Raw genomic sequence first — 16,053 nt, 5'->3', positions numbered from 1 at the left:
GCATGGCAGGCTTTGAGTGGCACATCGTTCCCAGCGGCACCACCTGGGTAGACCCAGGCGGGCCTTTCGGCCTGGTGCCGCGGCCGCTGTGGAGCCGTTATCAGAGCACCAACCAGCAGGACCAGGTGGCGATGTGCATGCACTGCCTGCTGATCTTCTCGGACGGCAAGACCATCGTGGTGGATAACGGTCTGGGCGACAAGCTGAATGACAAAGCCATCCGCCAGTGGGGGCTGGAGTATCCAGAAGGTACTTTGCTGCAGAACCTGGCCAAACACGGCGTGCGTCCCGAAGATGTGGATATCGTCATCAACACCCACCTGCACGCTGACCACTGCAGCGGCAACACCACGCTGAAAGACGGGCAGCCCGTGGCCGCTTTCCCCAACGCCGAATATTGGGTGCAGCGCCTCGAGTTTGCCGACGCCATGCACCCTAACGAGCGCACGCGGGCCACCTACCTGCCGGAGAACTTTGTGCCCATCTGGCAGGCCGGCCAGCTGCGGCTTCTGAACGGCGACACACAGGTAACGCCAGACCTGCGCCTGGCGGTGACCCCCGGCCACACCCGCGGCCTGCAGGTGGTGGTGCTGGAAGGCGGAACCCGGCCGGCCGTCTACCTGAATGACCTGGCCAGTTTTGCCGTGCACTTTGAGCGCAAGGCTTGGGTAACCGCCTACGACGTGGAGCCGCTGGAAACCATCCGCACCAAAGGCTTCTGGCAGCGCTGGGCACTGGAAAATCAGGCGCTGCTGGTCTTTGAGCACGACACGGTCATCCCGGTGGGCGAGCTGATCCAAGACGAAGAGGGCAAACTCAAAGTCACCCAAGCCCAATTGTGATCGCTGATGCGTGATCCAGGCGCCAGCCTGAACCACGCATCAGGGATCACAATGTTCAAACTAAAACGCATCTATGCGGAGCCCGCCAAGGACGACGGCACTCGCGTGCTGGTGGACCGGCTTTGGCCGCGCGGCGTAAGCAAGCCGGCCGCCAGGTTGGATCTGTGGCTGAAAGACATTGCGCCTTCGGCGGAGCTGCGCACCTGGTTTGGGCACGACCCACAGAAGTTCGCGGCCTTCGCCCAAGCGTACAGGGCAGAGTTGGACCACAACCCGGCCGTGGACACGCTGCGCGCGGCGGCCAAACAGCAGACCGTCACACTTCTGTACGCGGCCAAAGACAAGCAGATCAACCACGCAGTGATCTTGAAAGACTACCTGGAACAAAAAAGAGCCGGCAGTTAACTGCCGGCTCTTTTTATTCAGCGACTACTTTATTCAGCCAGAGAAGCCGCCAAAATGATCAGGTCATCGAAGGCGACCTCAACGTTGCCAGCTTCAAAGATGGCCACTGACAGTCCGGCATAGCCTTCAGAAAACGTGGAGTCATAAGCCTCGGCGACAAAGGTGTCATTGATGAATAGAGCCAGGTAGTTTTCGACACAAACCGCCTTGATCCAATTGATGGCTCTGCCCTGCTGGATCTGGCTGCTGCTGGTCCAGTCCACCAGTGCCTCGGCAGAGTCGTCCAGACTCTTCATGATGGAATAGAAGCCATCGCCACTGATCAGAAAATAATAGCCGTTGCCCATATTCTCCGTGTCTGACCGGCAGACCACGCCGTAGCCATTGTTGTCCGTGGCGGAAAGTTGGGTGGCAAATACAGTGATGACCACATCAGAATGCATCTGCTCATTAATGCCCCAGATGAACCCCTCCACCTCGAGGTACATGTTGTAAGCACCCTGGTCAACCTGCAAAGCAGCTCCGTCATCCACATAATATTCCCAGGCTTCGGGGTCAGAAAAATTTTCCTGGGTCAGGATCTGGCCGGTGACGATCGTTTCATTGGGTTCACTCTGCGGAAGAATTTGCGATACCCGGTCCAACAGGGAGCCCTCATCTTCAGACACAGCGTTCTCCAGCAAGCTGGTAATGGAAGAAGCGCTGCACGCCATGGCGGCCAGCGCCAAAACAACCATAGGGATCAAGAAGGTCTTTTTCAAATCATCCTCACAATTTTTGATTTTTGCGCATCGTACTTAATACGCAGCTTACCGTCAAAGTATTATGCGTTATGCAGCTTGCAATATTTGGCAACGCGGGCAAAAATGCGTGCCGCGCTGCCCCACCACAATGCGACTGATGGGTGTGCCGCAGCGCGGGCAGGGCTGCCCGGTTTGCTGGTAGGCCTTGAAGTGGTTCTGGAAATCGCCGCCGCGATAGACCCAGTCGATGCTGGCGCCGTTGCGGCGGATGCCTTCTTTCAGCACGGCGCGGATGCTGCGCAGCAGCAAAGCGGCCTGGGCTGCATCCAGGCGGCTGGTCAGGGTCAGCGGGTGCAGCTGGGCCGCCCACAAGGCCTCGTCGGCGTAGATGTTGCCCAGGCCGGCCAGGAAAGCCTGGTCCAGCAGCAGCGGCTTCAGCTGCCGCTGGCGGGCAACCAGCAGGCTGTGGAAGCGCTTGGGGGTCAAAGCCGGGTCAAAAGGCTCCGGTCCCAGACCGGCATAGACCTCGGCCGGGTCGGGGACCAGCCAAACCCGCCCGAACTTGCGCGGGTCATTGAAGCTGAGCTGCAGGCCATCTTCGAAGTAGATCTGCAGGCGCGAGTGGGCGCCCAGCGGGACTTCCTGGTAGCCCAGCATCAGGTCGCCCGACATGCGCAGGTGCACCAGCAAGGTATCCTGATCGAGGCCGATCTGAATGTACTTGGCGCGGCGGCCCACGTCCTGCACCTGCTGGCCGGCGATGCGGCGCGCAAACGTGGGGGCGCTCGGGCTGGCCACGCTGCGCGCCCAGGCCACTCGAGCCAGGGCCACGCGCCTCCCCAGGATGGGCGCCGCGCCCTGCCCACTCACCAGCGAACGGGCTACGGTTTCGACTTCAGGAAGTTCAGGCATGGATGGTTTACAGTTGGCAGTCGACAGTTGACAGACTGTCAACTGTCGACTGCCAACTGTATGCTATTCATTGAACATGGCGCCCACGCTGCGGCCTTCGTGGGCCCGGCGAATGACTTCGCCCAGCAGCGGCGCGGTGGAAAGCACGGTGAGCTTATCGCCCAATACCGCGCGCTTCTCTGCGGAGAGAGGCACCGTATCGGTGGTGATGATGCCCGCAAGGTCAAGTTTGGTCAGGCGCTCCACCGCCGGGTCGGAGAGCAGCGCATGCACACAGACCAGGTGCACACTGCGCACCCCGTTCTTCATCAGCAGACTTACGGCCTGCGAGACGGACCCAGCCGTATCCACTTCGTCATCCACCAGCAGCACATCGCGCCCGGCCACATCGCCCACGATGCGCATGGCTTCAGCATTCGAGTCGTTGGCCACCCGGCGCTTTTCGATTAGCGCCAGCGGCGTGTTGATGCGCTCGGCAAAGTTGCGCGCCCGTTTGGCAAAGCCCAGGTCCACGCTGACCACCACGGGGTCCTTAAGGTTCTTGCACAGCTTCTTGGCGTGGTCGGCGAGCATGTGGAAAGTGGTGAGCACATCCCCCGGGATGGAGAAGAAACCCTGGATCTGGCCGGCGTGCAGATCCAGCGTGATGTAGCGGTCCGCCCCGGCGATCTGCACCATGTCCGCCACCAGGCGGGCCACGATCGGCACGCGCGGCTGGTCTTTCTTGTCCGAGCGCGCATAGCTCATGAAGGGAATTACGGCGGTGATGCGCGCCGCCGAGTCCAGGCGCAGGGTCTGCAGCATGATGAACAGTTCCATCCAATTGCGGTGCACCGGGGCCGCTGTGCTTTGGATCACATACACATCCTGGCCGCGCACACTGCCATGCAGCCGCACCAGCAAATTCTCATTGGGGAACTCAATAATGTCGCGTGGGCTAAGGGGAACTTTTAGATACTGCGAGATCTTCTCTGCCAGGTCTGGACTGGCGGTGCCAGCGAACAATTTAATATCGCCGTACAGTCCTTTATTCTTGCTCACGTACTCACCTTATCCTGTTTATTTGCGGGCTGCGGCCCACTCCGGCCGCAAAATGCCCATCATCAGTACATCGCGGTAAACACCATGGCGAAACTCGCCGTCTCGCAGACGGCCTTCCAAAACAAAGCCAGCTTTTTCGTATGCACGAATGGCGCGCGCATTGTCTGCATACACATACAAGCTGATCCGGTGCAGATTGAGCGTTTCAAAGGCAAACTGCACCAGCAAGGCCACCGCCTGTGTGCCGTAGCCCTTGCTCCACTCGCCCTTCTCCCCAATCATAATCCCTAACTCGCCGGCCCGCGTGCGCCAGTCGACTTCGTGCAGGCCGCAAGTGCCGATCAGCTTCCAGGCATTGCCGCGCGCCACGTCTATCGCCAAAGGTTGCTGTTCGCGCGGGCGCTCGGGCAGCTTTTCAAACCAGCGCTCTTCGGCGGCCAGGGACATGGGCAGGTAGGCGGCCAGCTGGTCGCGCACTTCGGGGTCGTTCAACCAAGTGACGATGGTGGGCAGATCAGCGCGCTCGATGGCGCGCAACCGCAGGCCATCTCCCACTATCATCGCTTGGCCTTCCCGTTGAGCAGGGCGGCGACCGCCTGGCGCGGCGACTGTTGGCGCGCCATCAGGGCATCCAGCACGGCTTCGTATTGGCCGGGGGAGAGGCCGCGCCGCCAGGTCGCCATTAGCTCACTTTGCAGCAGCAGCTCGACTTCGTTCTGCAAGCGGGCGCGCTCGCGGCCCTGCCATTCGCCGCTGCGCTGCAGGAACTGGCGGTGGCCTTCGATCGCCTCTACCAATTCAACAACACCTTTGCCCTCGAGGGCCACCGTGCGGCGGATGGGCGGGATCCATTCTTCCCTGTGCGCCTGCTCGCTGTCCGCCGACTGCACTTCTTCCACCTGGCCGTGGTGCATGATGCGCTTGGTGGGGTGGCCCAGCTTAAGCATGCCCTGCAAAGCGCGCTCGGCGGACTCTACGCCTGGCCTGTCGGCCTTGTTGAGCACCAAAATATCGGCGATTTCCAGAATGCCAGCCTTGATGGCTTGCACATCGTCACCCAGGCCGGGCACGTCCACCACCAGGGTGGTGTGGGCCAGCTTGGCGATCTCGACTTCAGATTGGCCGGAACCCACCGTTTCGATGAGGATGATGTCGTAGCCGGCGGCATCAAAAGCCTGCGCTGCCCCAGCGCTGGCCGCCGCCAGGCCGCCCAGTGAGCCGCGGCTGGCCATGGAGCGGATGAAAACGCCTTGGTCGCCGGACAACTCGCGCATGCGAATACGGTCGCCCAGCACCGCCCCGCCGGTGAAGGGGCTGCTGGGGTCCACCGCCAGGATCGCCACGCGGCGCGGCTCACCCTGCGGCGGGCGGCGATAATGCAGGGCCAGTTGGTTGACCAGTGAGGATTTGCCGGTGCCTGGGGCGCCGGTCACGCCGATCAGTTGGGCTTTGCCGGTGTGGGGAAAGAGCTGATTGAGCGCCTGGGTACCCGCCTGGCTGCCACTCTCCACTTCACTCAGCAGGCGCGCCAAGCCCAGCCGGTCGCCTGAGAGCACGGAAGAAACCAGATCCACGCAAAGCTCCTAAGCCGGGTGTACCGCAGCGCGGATGTCGTCAATAATTCTCTGGGTGGGCGAGCCCGGGCCGTAGATGCCGGCCACGCCCGCCGTGATCAGCTTGCTGACGTCTTCATCCGGGATGATGCCGCCGACGAAGACGCGCACTTTGTCCTGGCCGTTGGCGCGCAGCAGTTCCAGCACACGCGGCACCAGGGCCATGTGGGCTCCCGACAGGATCGAAAGACCCACTGCATCCACATCTTCCTGCAACGCGGCTTCGGCGATCATTTCAGGCGTTTGGCGCAGGCCGGTGTAAATGACCTCCATGCCCGCGTCGCGCAGCGCGCGGGCAATCACCTTGGCGCCGCGGTCGTGTCCATCCAAGCCGGGTTTGGCCACCAAGACGCGGATCTTCTTTTCTGCCATGCATCCTCCGGAAGCAAAGGGGTGAAATGGCATTATACCTGCGCAATGGATCGCTCATCTCTGCGAGATGAGCGATCCATTGCGCTTAATGCTATACTGCCGCAAAATCCCCTCCTACGGAGCTCCCATGCAAGATTTTCTCGCTTTGGCCGACCTGAGTACCCAAGAAATCCAGTCCCTGCTTGATCTGGCAGTTAATTTAAAGAAAGAGCACGCCGCCGGCGGCAATAAGCCCATTCTGCAGGGCAAGGCCTTGGCGATGGTCTTTCAAAAGCCCAGCCTGCGCACCCGCGTCTCCTTCGAGATGGGCATGCAGCATCTGGGCGGCCACGCCCTCTATATTGGGCCGCAGGAAATCGGCCTGGGCCAGCGTGAATCGATTGCCGATATCGCCCGTGTGCTGGACGGCTACGTGGACGGCATCATGGCCCGTGTCTTCGCCCACCAGCACGTGCTGGACCTGGCCCACTGGGCCGAGAAGCCGGTGATCAACGGCCTGAGCGATTACAACCACCCCTGCCAGGGCTTGTCCGACGCCCTGACTATCTATGAGCACTACAAGGGCGATATTAAGGGCCTGAAGGTCACTTACGTCGGTGACGGCAACAATGTGGCCATCTCGCTGATGCACGTGTGTGCCAAGCTGGGCATGAATTTCGCCATCGGCAACCCTGCAGGGTACGACATGCCGGCCGCGGCGATTGAGCTGGGGCAGAAAATCGCCGCGCAGAGCGGCAGTACGATCGAGCTGTTCAATGACCCGTTGGCCGCTGTAGCGGACGCCGATGTGATCTACACCGACACCTGGACCAGCATGGGCCAGGAGGAGGAAAGCAAGAAGCGCGAAGCGGTCTTCCCGCCCTTCCAGGTCAACAACGAACTGCTGCGAGCAGCCAAGCCGACCGCCATAGTGATGCACTGCCTGCCGGCCCACCGCGGCCAGGAGATCACCGACGAAGTGGCCGACGGCCCGCAGTCGCAGCTCTTCCCGCAGGCGCACAACCGCCTGCACGCTCAGAAGGCGCTGTTGGCGACGCTGCTGGGGTAGAAAAGCGGGCGTACTTGTACAAAAAGAGGCGGACACTGTATGCGGCACTGCTACTATTGCTGGCAGCCTGCGCACCGGCAGAAGCTGGCACAGCCACTGCGCCCCCTGCCCTACCCAGTGAAACGCCAACCCACACAGCTACCGCTACAATCACGCCCAGTCCGAGCCATACGCCACTGCCTACGCACACCCCAACCCCAACGGTTGAAATTGCCTCCAGCGGATATGACATCGCTGGAGTGAGCATCGAAAATCCTGAGCCGGACATTGTACGAATAAAGTTCTATTACCGGCTTCCGGATGATGTTCAAGCCGCGTACATAAGCCTCTATGTTCCGCCCGCCTGCCGGGCGGAACGTTATTCCTTTGTCTGGCAACACCCCAACACATGGGTGAGTCAGTCACTCGGGTGGGCCGAACTCGAGTACCAGCACGGCCTGCAAGGCGATTGTTCTAGCAACGTAGCCCTGCTGCAAATCTGGCCGATTGAATATGAGGGAGATACCGGATACATAGGGAACGTTGCTTATGACGAACGCTTTGAGATTGCCTGGCAGACTTCGCGAGACTGGCCCACGGTAAACACCAGAACGGTCACTTTTAGAAACTTTCGTTTCGAGTCTCTGGATGGCTGGAAGGGGCAAATTTCTTTCGATTACATTGTGGATGAGGACATTCCATTAGCTAGACAAGAGATTTATTTTGCTTTACGCGGGGTATCGAACGCCTGCAGATTCCAAAACGAGGGCGAAGTAATCACCGAGCACTCGGGAATTTACACGATCCAGTTTGATCTACAGCAGGATATGTTCGATGCCGGTTGCTTGCCAGGCTACAATTCCTATACATTCCACCAGTACTACTTTTACGCAGTGGAGCAAGCGACAGACAGGACCGCAATATTTTACATCGTCGACCTGACTACTACCTTCCGGGGTCCTGTGCAGCCTACTGCCGGCCCCAGCGCCACGCGAACACCGGCCCCTACAGTCACATCCACCCCGCTGCCCCTGCCGAGCTCAACCCTCACACCGCTCCCACCGACAGCCACACCGATCCCCCCACTCGTTGGCGGGATACAAGGCGCAATATTCCACAAACTGTGTGATGCGATCAAGGCCGAAAACCCGCGGGCGGGATGCCCAATCGTGACCCTGCCGGGAGTACTTCCGCAAAACAATCGCTTCCTGGGGTTTGTGGATGAACAGCGTCGCCCCACCGGCTACGGTATCGACCTGGACAACCCACAAGGCTGGTGCGGCGGCAATACCGGAACCGAGTGTGACCTGTGGTTGGTCTTGCGGTACGCAGGCTGGTGCAACGATCACTCAGTTGGAATGATCTATTGCTTAAGTCGCATTAACGAAGCCACCAAACAGGAAATCGATAAATGCTACAGCCAAGGTAGCGCTGAAGACATTTTCGTGTTTCCAATTAGCCGCAGTTACCTGGGCATCCTGGATGGCGAAAACATCGGTATTGCGCGTAATTTCATCCGCTGTCCGTAGAGCTTGCCAACCGTTGCAAAACAAAAACAGCCCTACTTTGTAGGGCTGTTTTTTGTTGTCGGGCTGAAAGCTTAGTCCAGCGTATCGTCCGTGTAGCTGAGCAGCGCAATGTGGCGGGCGCGCTTGATGGCGCGGGCCAGCGTGCGCTGGTTGCGGGCGTTTACGCCGGTTTGGCGACGCGGGCGGATCTTGCCTTCGGGGGTCAAGAAGCGCTTCAGCAGCTCAATGTCCTTGTAGTCGATCTTCAAGGATTTATCCGCTTCAAACGGATCGGTCTTGGGCTTGCGGAAGTAGCGATTGTTACCGCCGCGACCACCACGCTCCTCGCGTTCTTCACGCGGAGCGTCGTTGCTTTGAGTGCGTTCTCGTTCTGCCATGCTTTTTTACTCTTTCCAAAGTCCCTGTTAGGGATAGATTTCCTTCAGCACAGGCTCATAAGCGCAGATGCAACCGCCCGGGCGAGAGCAACCCTCGACCGGCAGTTCAGGCACTTCGTCCTTGCTGTAGACACCCTGCACTGTTTGCGACAGGCTGCATTCCACAGGTCCGGCCACGCGAATAAGTTCCACTCGCGGGTTGGCACGCAGACGGTCTAGCAGCTCGGCTTGCTGCTTGGACTTGTAGGCTACATGCTCGGCCAGGCTCATGGGTCTAGCTGACGTCTTTCAAGGTCAGGCCATTGCTGCGCAGGTAGGGCAGCAGGCCATGCTTGTCGATGCTGCGCATATCCCGGGTGGATACGCGAATTTTGACGAAGCGGCTGAGTTCAGGCACCCAAAAGCGCTTGTCGTGAATGTTGGCGTCCCAGCGGCGGCGGCTCTTCTTCTTGGAGAAGGGCACGTTGTTGCCGAAAGCCGGGCCTTTGCCTGTGATGGCCGATTTTCTTGACATCAATAACTCCTTATAGCAACGGGCGATTATACCAGTGAAAAGCCCAAGAGGGTATGGCCATCCAAACTAACGCCCCAGTTCCCAAGCCAGGTGCGCCACCTCAGGAGCGATGAGCTTCTCCCACGCCAGCCGCACCGCAGCCGGTGAACCTGGAGTGGAGATGACCAGCTTACCCCGGTAGACACCGGCGGTGGCCCGCGAGAGCATGGCGGCCGCGCCAACCTGCTCCCAGCTCAACATGCGAAAGATCTCGCCAAACCCGGGCAGGGTCTTCTCCAGGGCCTGGCTGAGCACGTCGTACGTCGTATCCCGGCGAGAAATGCCCGTACCGCCGTTGAAGAGCAACACCTGCGCCTCGCCGGCTGCCAGCTCATCCAACAGTTGGGCGATCTGCTGGGCCTCGTCCTTGACCAGGTGATAAGCCACCAGGCGGTGTCCCAGGCGCTCGATCTCGGCGCGCAGGTAGTTGCCGTTGGTGTCCGTTTCTAGTGTGCGCGAATCGCTGACCGTGACCACGGCGAAAGCCAGCGGGCCGCCCTCGGCGGCATGCTGGCGGTGGGCCTGGGTGGAAGCGGATGACTTGGTCATGCAGAGATTGTACTAGCTGCGCAGCGCCGCCCACAGCAGCCGCAACAGATTGCCGGCGTTGGGCCGGTGCTGGTAGCGCGCATCGGCCCGGAAATACGCATAGCTGCGCCTGGATTGGGCCAGGTACGGGTCGGGGAATGAGAGGAACGGCGCCTGCACCACGGATTTCTCCGGCTGGGCGAACATCAGCGGGTTGGAGACCATCCCAACACCCGACTGAATATCAGCAGGGGTGTTGCCAGGTGCAGCCCCCCAGGGCGTCAGGGCCAGGTAAAAGGCCAGGGCGCCCCAGTGGTTGACCACCACCGTGCCGTAACGTAAGTCCGTGATGGCCTGCTGCACAGCGGCTTCCATCAGCGGATCCTGCAGCGATTTGGGATGAACTACGATAGTGGCCGCCAGATCGCCCCACAAGTGCTGGTTGGCGAACTGCACCGCTTTATGCAGAAAGTCGATCGGGTTCTCGGCCGGCAGGGCCGTCTCCACCGCCAGGCCGCAGAAGGCTTCCTGGCGGAAGGCAGTGCCATCCTTGGCCTCACTATCTAGGCCGGGAATATAGGTCCAGGGCAACTCACCCTGCCCGGCGCCGCCGATCTGCTGCGCCTGGGGATATTTCTGCACGAAAGCCGCCTGGCGTTCAGCCGCGCCGGGGTACCAGGCGCGGCGGGTGGGAACACCTCGCAAATAGTCCACCAGCGCCTGGTTAAAGGCCTGGCGTTGGGCCCAGCCTTCCATTTGAATAAAGACGCGCGGCGTCACGCAGTTGAAACCCGCATTGGCCACCAGCGACGTGGCGTACTTGGCGGCCTGCTTGCGCACATCCCCAGTACTCCACGGCCCAGGCACGACGATCACTGGCGAGACATTGCCCAGTTCCGCGCTGAGCGGTTTGCCAATGCCCTGCAAGGCCGCATAGGTGCGCGCCGAGCCGGTGACATGCACCTCATCCACCGCCGGGTGAGCGGCCAGTTCGCCGCCCACGTCCGCCCCACCCTGCACGATTTGCAAATACCCCGGCTCGATCAAGGCGCCGAAAGCCAGCTGCATCCACTCATCCAAGTAGGCATTGACCGGATTGAGCTTGAGCAGGACAACCTTGCCCTCGACAAACAGCTTATGCAAGAGGTCGCCCGCCGGCAAGGCATTGACATTGCCGGCGCCCAGCACCAGGCACAGGCCGCCTTGTGGCTCTGCCTGCTGGTAGAAGGCAGCCGTCTCCGGCAGGTCGCCGTTGAAGTTATCGCGGGCGCGCACCTCGGCGCGGATGCCAGGCAGGGCCAGGCGGTCGGCCAGCGTCTGCGGGAAGACATCCACGGTCCACTGCCCGGCAGTTTTCCAGCACAGCTTGCCGGGCATCTGCGGCCGCCCCTTGGCGGCGATCTGGCTTAGCGATTTACGCAGATAGCGCAGCTGGCGATATATGACACTGAAGGAAAACCATTCCTCGCTCTCGGCCGGGGAGCCGGGCTGGGCGCCCCTGGCCGCCAGGGCGGCCGCCACCCACGGCTGCTCCACCGCGTGCAAGTCCTCAGGCAGGCGGTCGAGGAGGGCGATGCGCTCCGCCAGCGGCAGCCGCGCCCAGGGCAGCTTGGCGGCCTGCAGGTTGCGCAAAGCGCGTTCGAGTTCCGCTGAGGATGTTACGGCAGTGGGCATGCCAGCGATTGTAACTAAAAAGCCCTGCCGGATCCGGCAGGGCTTTTTAGTTATTACTTTAGATTATTGGCAAGTCAGCGAGAAGATGGCCCGGCTGGACAGCAAGCTGTTGGGAGAAAGGATCTCCACCCGCTGCCAGAAGTCTGTGTAAGTCTGGCCCTTCTGCCCCAAATCCCAGGTGGTGAACACCGATTGGGTGCCGGCTTGGTTGAAGGAGAGAGTCTCCACAGGGCCGGCCACCTGGTCGCTGCGCAGCCAGCGATACTGCACCGTGCCGGGGCCGTCCACCGTGATGCGGGCAGTGAAGGTGAAGCGCTCCGGGCAGGCACCGGCGGTCACATGGGTTTTGTCCACATGGGTAAGAATGTCAGTCACATTGAAGGAACCGCCCTGGGGCTGCGACGTAGCGGTGGCCGCCACGGGCGGGACTGCCGTCGGCGAGGGCATCGGCGTAGGTGGCGAGCTCAGCACAGGCAGCGCATCCAGGGACGCGTTGCCCTGCAGTTCGACATAGATGGCCGAGACCCAGCAGTTGGTGTTGCCCAACCCCCTGGGAATCAGGAACCAAGTGCCGGTTGCATTGCGTCCCAGGATCGGGCTGACATCGTCCTGCCCAAAAAAGCCCGTCTCCAAAAAGACCTGGCTGTCCCCGGCGCGGCAGTTGAGGTTGCGCAGGGCCAGACCCGTGGGGCTGGCCCCACCCAGTGCGCCCCCGGCGCACCCGCCGCTGAAGTTGGTGGTGAAGCTCCAAGTGGGTGAGTAGGCGCCTGGAGTAGTGGCGGTTTCGCCACGCACACGCCAGTAGTAGGTGGTGCAATCATCCAGCGCATCCAGGGGGATCTGGCCGATACGCGGGCCGCCAAAGCCTGCTACCAGATTGGGGCCGGGGAAGCTGGAGTCTGTATCCAGCTCCAGCAAGGTAATCGGCGGCAGGCAGCCGCCCGAGTAGCTCCAGCCCAACGGCGGGAACTCATTGTCCACTACAGCGCCGTCTGCGGGCGTCTCCTGCACCGGGGCCAACAGCGTGGCGCTGGTGCACAGCGGCCCGGTCCAGAACGCCGTGGAAGGCGAATAGGGGCCAAGCGTAGTGTCGTTGATGCCTGCCACGCGCCACTCGTACTGCGTGGCCGGCTGCAGCGCATCCGCCAGCGCCCACACCAGGCTGGGGTTGCCTGTGCCGCCGCTGAAAGTGGTGCCGAACTCATAACCGCCATAGGTGGTCACATCAATCCGGTACCCTTGCGGATCGCAGTCATCCGGATAGAACCAATTGAAGTTCGGCATCAGGTCATCCACGATTTCCCCCGAAACGGGCTGCCCCGGGAAAGGAGCGATCAGCGCCGAGGTATCGCAAGTGGGCGGCGGCGTACAGCTGCCTGTAAAGTCGGTGCGGAAGCTCCTCACGGGCGAAAGGGGTCCGGTGCCGTCCGGGTTCTCACTGCGTACGTGCCAGTAATACGTGGTGCAGTCATCCAGGGCGTCCAGAGGGATCTGGCCAATGCGCGGCCCGCCAAAGCCATGCGCCAGGTTCGGTCCGGGGAAGTTCGGATCGGTGTCCAGCTCCAGCAAAGTGCCTTCGGGGATACAGCCATCCGGGTAATTCCAGCCCATGGGCGGGAATTCGTTGGTGACCACCGCATAATTTTCAGGCGTCTCCTGCTGCGGAGCGTTCAAGAGCGCCGTCGCGCAGATCGGCCCGGTCCAGAAGCTTGTCGAGTAGGAATAAGGTCCCAGCACGCCGCTATCGATGGCTGCTACGCGCCACTCGTATTGACTGGCGGGCTGCAGTGCCGTATCCAAGACTTCGTTAAGGATCAGTCCGCCGCCCAAGGGGGTTAGCTCAGTGTAGGTAGTGCCATATTCATAGCCGCCGTAGGTCGTCACCTGAAGCTGATAGTTGTCCGGCTCACAACTGGTATAGCCCCACACAAACAAAGGGTTCATGTCCAGGACGATCTCGCCGGGCGCCGGGGCGCTGTTGTCCGGCTCGACCAGGTCTGCAGGGGCACAGCCCGCCCCACCGCCCATGCCGCCGGAACCGCAGGCCGCCAGCAGCAATGCGAACAGCAGGGTGAGCGTAGTGGAAACCCAGCGGCGCGCAGACACCAAGTTCATTAAGCGTAATTTCACGAGAAATCCTCCATCAAGCAGTCGAACTGAAGCCAGTATACGCCTGGATACCTGAAGAAAACGTCAAACCTTCGAGAATGATATGATTGCCCCACTCCAGCCCTGAATGACCTCCCCGCTCTGATCGCCTGAATTTGATGAAAAAACCTGCCCTGCCGACCCTATCCAGCGCCCGGCTGCTGCCTTTGGCAATCGTTCTGGCATTCACCTTCTTGACCTGGCTGGTGCTCTCGCACGCCTGGTTCTCTGACGACGCCTATTTTTCCTTCCGCAGTGTGGACAATTTCGTGCACGGCCATGGGCTGACCTGGAATGTGCAGGAGCGCGTGCAAGGCTTCACGCACCCGCTGTGGGTGCTGCTGCTCAGCGCGCTGTACTTCTTCACGCGGGAGATCTATCTGACCACGATCTTTGTCAACCTGGCGTTGGCCCTGGCAGTCGCCTGGCTGCTGGTATTCAAGATCGCGGCCAGCCGCGCCCAGGGGCTGGCCGCCCTTGGGCTGCTGGCGCTCTCCACGGCTTTCATCGACTACTCCAGCTCCGGCCTGGAGAACCCGCTGACCCATCTGCTGCTGGCCGTCTTCCTGTGGTTGTTCTTGCGCGTGGAAGGCGGCCCACGCCAATTGTTCTGGCTGTGCCTGGTGGCCGCCCTGGCGGCGGTTAACCGCTTGGATACCGGCCTGCTCTACGCCCCGGCGCTGCTGTATGCCTGGTGGCGGCAGCCACAGCGCTTGGGCGCGTTGGGCGCCGCCGCGCTGGGCTTCCTGCCGCTGCTGGCCTGGGAACTGTTCGCGCTGGTCTATTATGGCTTCCCTTTTCCCAACACCTACTACGCCAAGCTGCACAATTATGTGCCTTTGGCGCAGGAGGTTTGGGCCGGGCTGAACTATTTCTGGTTCACGCTGCTGTATGACCCGCTCACCTGGGTGGTGGTCTTGAGCGCCGCCGTGGTCGTGCTGCTGGGCAATCGCCCGCCGCGCGGCGTCGCTGTGCTGTTGGGCATGCTGCTCTATCTGCTGTATGTGCTGCAGATCGGCGGCGATTTTATGGGCGGGCGCTTCCTCTCCGCCGTCTATCTGGCGGCGGTAGTACTGCTGGCCGTGTACTTCCTCCCCCAGCTGTCACTGCGCCGGTACTGGCCACTGATCCCAGCAGCGCTGCTGCTCAGCGCCGTAGCCAGCTCGCCGCCCTATTGGCTGTACGCCAAGGGCTTCGAGACGGCCCGTTGGCAGGGCGTGGTGGATGAGCGCATGGTCTATCACACCACCAACTTGATTCGCATTGAGGATTTGTACGCCTTCAACAGCCACCCGGACTACCACCTGCTCAACCGGGCGGCCTACCTGGCGCGTTCATTGGGGCGCGGCACGGCGTTCCGCTGGGAAGCCGAACACGACTGGATCGAGTTGGGCCGCCAACTGCGCGCCCAGGCGGAGGCCGAGGGCATGCTCTACTTGCCGCAAGGCGCCAACGGCTTCACCGGCTACTATGCCGGGCCGGATGTGTACTTTATCCACGGCCTGGCGCTGACCGACCCGCTGCTGAGCCGCCTGCCGCCGATCTACAACCCCAACTGGCGCAGCGGCCATTTCATGCGCCAGATCCCGGCCGGGTACCTGGCGCTGGAAGCCGGGCAGCAGGCCGCCCTCGACGACCCGGCGCTGGACGCTTATTACCAGCAGATCCGCCTGGTGACCCAGGGTCCGTTGTTCAGCGCCGAGCGCTGGGCGGCCATCTGGGCGCTCAACACGCGCGACTTCGACGATTGGCTGCCGGGCTACGCCGCCCAGTTGCGCTTCCCAGAGCTGCAAAGCGTGGCAGTATCAGGCACTGGGGTCGAGCTAAATACGGCTTTCGGCGGCTTGGGTCACCAGGGCGTCGCCCTGCAGCTGGAGTTCACGCAGCCCTGGCACGCCGGCGAACTGGAACTGGGCCTCAGCGCCGGCGACCACTTTGAGCTGGTCTATTTGAACGCTGCCGGGGAGGAGCTGGCTTCGCAGACCCTGCTGAGCCGTACCACCGAGGGCATCGAGACCCACCGCGTGCAGGTGCCGGCCACCGCCGCGCAGGCGGGCTACGCCGCCCTGCGCCTGGTGCCTATCCGCCACCTCAACCAGGCAGCGGACGGCGAGTATTTGATGAGCTTTATCCAAGCTCTGGACTAGAAACAAAAAATCCCCGCATCGGGGATTTTGTGACTCCGGAAGGACTCGAACCTTCAACCAATTGATTAAGAGTCAACTGCTCTACCATTGAGCTACGGAGCCGTAGCGGCCTAGATTATAGCAAGAAAACGAGATTCTTCAA

The 16,053-nt window shown here is 61.4% G+C and carries 17 protein-coding genes and 1 tRNA gene; 5 read left to right on the top strand and 13 right to left on the bottom strand.

Annotation, left to right across the window (positions count from 1 at the left end; translation table 11 throughout):
• Positions 1 to 2 precede the first annotated feature (2 nt).
• The gene (locus KF885_06895) at positions 3 to 842 is read left to right on the top strand and encodes an MBL fold metallo-hydrolase (GenBank protein ID MBX3048882.1); all 840 of its coding nucleotides are present in this window, start codon (positions 3 to 5) and stop codon (positions 840 to 842) included.
• Positions 843 to 893: 51 nt separating this feature from the next.
• Entirely contained in the window at positions 894 to 1,247 is a 354-nt protein-coding gene (locus KF885_06890; protein ID MBX3048881.1) for a DUF488 domain-containing protein, read from the top strand.
• A 29-nt stretch (positions 1,248 to 1,276) separates the two neighbouring features.
• On the opposite strand, the gene KF885_06885 is transcribed toward KF885_06890, so the two are convergent.
• From KF885_06885 to KF885_06860, 6 genes are all read right to left on the bottom strand, one after another.
• Positions 1,277 to 2,008 (bottom strand): hypothetical protein, encoded by a 732-nt coding sequence (locus tag KF885_06885; protein MBX3048880.1) that lies wholly within the window; start codon positions 2,006 to 2,008, stop codon positions 1,277 to 1,279.
• A 69-nt stretch (positions 2,009 to 2,077) separates the two neighbouring features.
• On the bottom strand, positions 2,078 to 2,902 hold the full coding sequence (mutM, locus tag KF885_06880) for a bifunctional DNA-formamidopyrimidine glycosylase/DNA-(apurinic or apyrimidinic site) lyase (GenBank protein MBX3048879.1): 825 nt from the start codon (positions 2,900 to 2,902) through the stop codon (positions 2,078 to 2,080).
• Positions 2,903 to 2,965: 63 nt separating this feature from the next.
• On the bottom strand, positions 2,966 to 3,925 hold the full coding sequence (locus KF885_06875) for a ribose-phosphate diphosphokinase (protein ID MBX3048878.1): 960 nt from the start codon (positions 3,923 to 3,925) through the stop codon (positions 2,966 to 2,968).
• 36 nt (positions 3,926 to 3,961) lie between these two features.
• Entirely contained in the window at positions 3,962 to 4,504 is a 543-nt protein-coding gene (locus KF885_06870; GenBank protein MBX3048877.1) for a GNAT family N-acetyltransferase, read from the bottom strand.
• The gene (meaB, locus tag KF885_06865) at positions 4,501 to 5,517 is read right to left on the bottom strand and encodes a methylmalonyl Co-A mutase-associated GTPase MeaB (protein ID MBX3048876.1); all 1,017 of its coding nucleotides are present in this window, start codon (positions 5,515 to 5,517) and stop codon (positions 4,501 to 4,503) included. Before meaB ends, KF885_06870 begins: the two co-directional genes overlap by 4 nt.
• 9 nt (positions 5,518 to 5,526) lie before the next feature.
• Positions 5,527 to 5,928, bottom strand: a complete 402-nt coding sequence (locus KF885_06860; GenBank protein MBX3048875.1) for a cobalamin B12-binding domain-containing protein — start codon at positions 5,926 to 5,928, stop codon at positions 5,527 to 5,529.
• Positions 5,929 to 5,995: 67 nt separating this feature from the next.
• Between KF885_06860 and argF the strand changes: the two genes are divergently transcribed.
• Together argF and KF885_06850 are read left to right on the top strand one after the other, a co-directional pair.
• Positions 5,996 to 6,976 (top strand): ornithine carbamoyltransferase, encoded by a 981-nt coding sequence (argF, locus tag KF885_06855; GenBank protein MBX3048874.1) that lies wholly within the window; start codon positions 5,996 to 5,998, stop codon positions 6,974 to 6,976.
• A gap of 239 nt (positions 6,977 to 7,215) precedes the next feature.
• Positions 7,216 to 8,484, top strand: coding sequence for a hypothetical protein (locus tag KF885_06850; protein ID MBX3048873.1), 1,269 nt, complete (start codon positions 7,216 to 7,218; stop codon positions 8,482 to 8,484).
• Between the two features lie 71 nt (positions 8,485 to 8,555).
• Here the strand turns inward: KF885_06850 and rpsR are convergent, their stop codons facing one another.
• The 6 genes from rpsR to KF885_06820 form a co-directional block, all read right to left on the bottom strand.
• The gene (gene rpsR / locus KF885_06845) at positions 8,556 to 8,861 is read right to left on the bottom strand and encodes a 30S ribosomal protein S18 (GenBank protein ID MBX3048872.1); all 306 of its coding nucleotides are present in this window, start codon (positions 8,859 to 8,861) and stop codon (positions 8,556 to 8,558) included.
• 27 nt (positions 8,862 to 8,888) lie between these two features.
• Positions 8,889 to 9,131, bottom strand: coding sequence for a hypothetical protein (locus KF885_06840; protein ID MBX3048871.1), 243 nt, complete (start codon positions 9,129 to 9,131; stop codon positions 8,889 to 8,891).
• A 4-nt stretch (positions 9,132 to 9,135) separates the two neighbouring features.
• Complete coding sequence (rpmB, locus tag KF885_06835; GenBank protein ID MBX3048870.1) at positions 9,136 to 9,375, bottom strand: 50S ribosomal protein L28; 240 nt, start codon at positions 9,373 to 9,375, stop codon at positions 9,136 to 9,138.
• 66 nt (positions 9,376 to 9,441) lie between these two features.
• Complete coding sequence (locus tag KF885_06830; GenBank protein ID MBX3048869.1) at positions 9,442 to 9,963, bottom strand: molybdenum cofactor biosynthesis protein MoaB; 522 nt, start codon at positions 9,961 to 9,963, stop codon at positions 9,442 to 9,444.
• A 12-nt stretch (positions 9,964 to 9,975) separates the two neighbouring features.
• Positions 9,976 to 11,616, bottom strand: coding sequence for an aldehyde dehydrogenase (locus tag KF885_06825; protein ID MBX3048868.1), 1,641 nt, complete (start codon positions 11,614 to 11,616; stop codon positions 9,976 to 9,978).
• A 63-nt stretch (positions 11,617 to 11,679) separates the two neighbouring features.
• Positions 11,680 to 13,746 carry a hypothetical protein gene (locus KF885_06820; GenBank protein ID MBX3048867.1) on the bottom strand — a complete coding sequence of 689 codons (2,067 nt, stop codon included), beginning with the start codon at positions 13,744 to 13,746 and terminating at the stop codon, positions 11,680 to 11,682.
• A gap of 137 nt (positions 13,747 to 13,883) precedes the next feature.
• On the opposite strand from KF885_06820, the gene KF885_06815 reads away from it, so the two are divergent.
• Entirely contained in the window at positions 13,884 to 15,911 is a 2,028-nt protein-coding gene (locus KF885_06815; GenBank protein ID MBX3048866.1) for a hypothetical protein, read from the top strand.
• Between the two features lie 30 nt (positions 15,912 to 15,941).
• Here KF885_06815 and KF885_06810 read toward each other — a convergent pair.
• A tRNA-Lys gene (locus KF885_06810) sits at positions 15,942 to 16,013 on the bottom strand.
• Positions 16,014 to 16,053 lie beyond the last annotated feature (40 nt).

The sequence above is a fragment of the Anaerolineales bacterium genome, assembly GCA_019637805.1.
Taxonomy (GTDB): Bacteria; Chloroflexota; Anaerolineae; order Anaerolineales; family UBA11579; genus JAMCZK01.
Note: the sequence above shows the minus strand (reverse complement) of the source record. Positions and strands in the feature narration are given on the sequence as shown.

Coding starts and splice junctions, on each gene's coding strand:
- KF885_06815 (MBX3048866.1), top strand. CDS start 13,884: ATGAAAAAACCTGCCCTGCCGACCCTATCCAGCGCCCGGCTGCTGCCT.
- KF885_06860 (MBX3048875.1), bottom strand. CDS start 5,928: ATGGCAGAAAAGAAGATCCGCGTCTTGGTGGCCAAACCCGGCTTGGAT.
- mutM (MBX3048879.1), bottom strand. CDS start 2,902: ATGCCTGAACTTCCTGAAGTCGAAACCGTAGCCCGTTCGCTGGTGAGT.
- KF885_06840 (MBX3048871.1), bottom strand. CDS start 9,131: ATGAGCCTGGCCGAGCATGTAGCCTACAAGTCCAAGCAGCAAGCCGAG.
- KF885_06890 (MBX3048881.1), top strand. CDS start 894: ATGTTCAAACTAAAACGCATCTATGCGGAGCCCGCCAAGGACGACGGC.
- KF885_06830 (MBX3048869.1), bottom strand. CDS start 9,963: ATGACCAAGTCATCCGCTTCCACCCAGGCCCACCGCCAGCATGCCGCC.
- argF (MBX3048874.1), top strand. CDS start 5,996: ATGAGCGATCCATTGCGCTTAATGCTATACTGCCGCAAAATCCCCTCC.
- KF885_06870 (MBX3048877.1), bottom strand. CDS start 4,504: ATGATAGTGGGAGATGGCCTGCGGTTGCGCGCCATCGAGCGCGCTGAT.
- rpsR (MBX3048872.1), bottom strand. CDS start 8,861: ATGGCAGAACGAGAACGCACTCAAAGCAACGACGCTCCGCGTGAAGAA.
- KF885_06895 (MBX3048882.1), top strand. CDS start 3: ATGGCAGGCTTTGAGTGGCACATCGTTCCCAGCGGCACCACCTGGGTA.
- KF885_06825 (MBX3048868.1), bottom strand. CDS start 11,616: ATGCCCACTGCCGTAACATCCTCAGCGGAACTCGAACGCGCTTTGCGC.
- rpmB (MBX3048870.1), bottom strand. CDS start 9,375: ATGTCAAGAAAATCGGCCATCACAGGCAAAGGCCCGGCTTTCGGCAAC.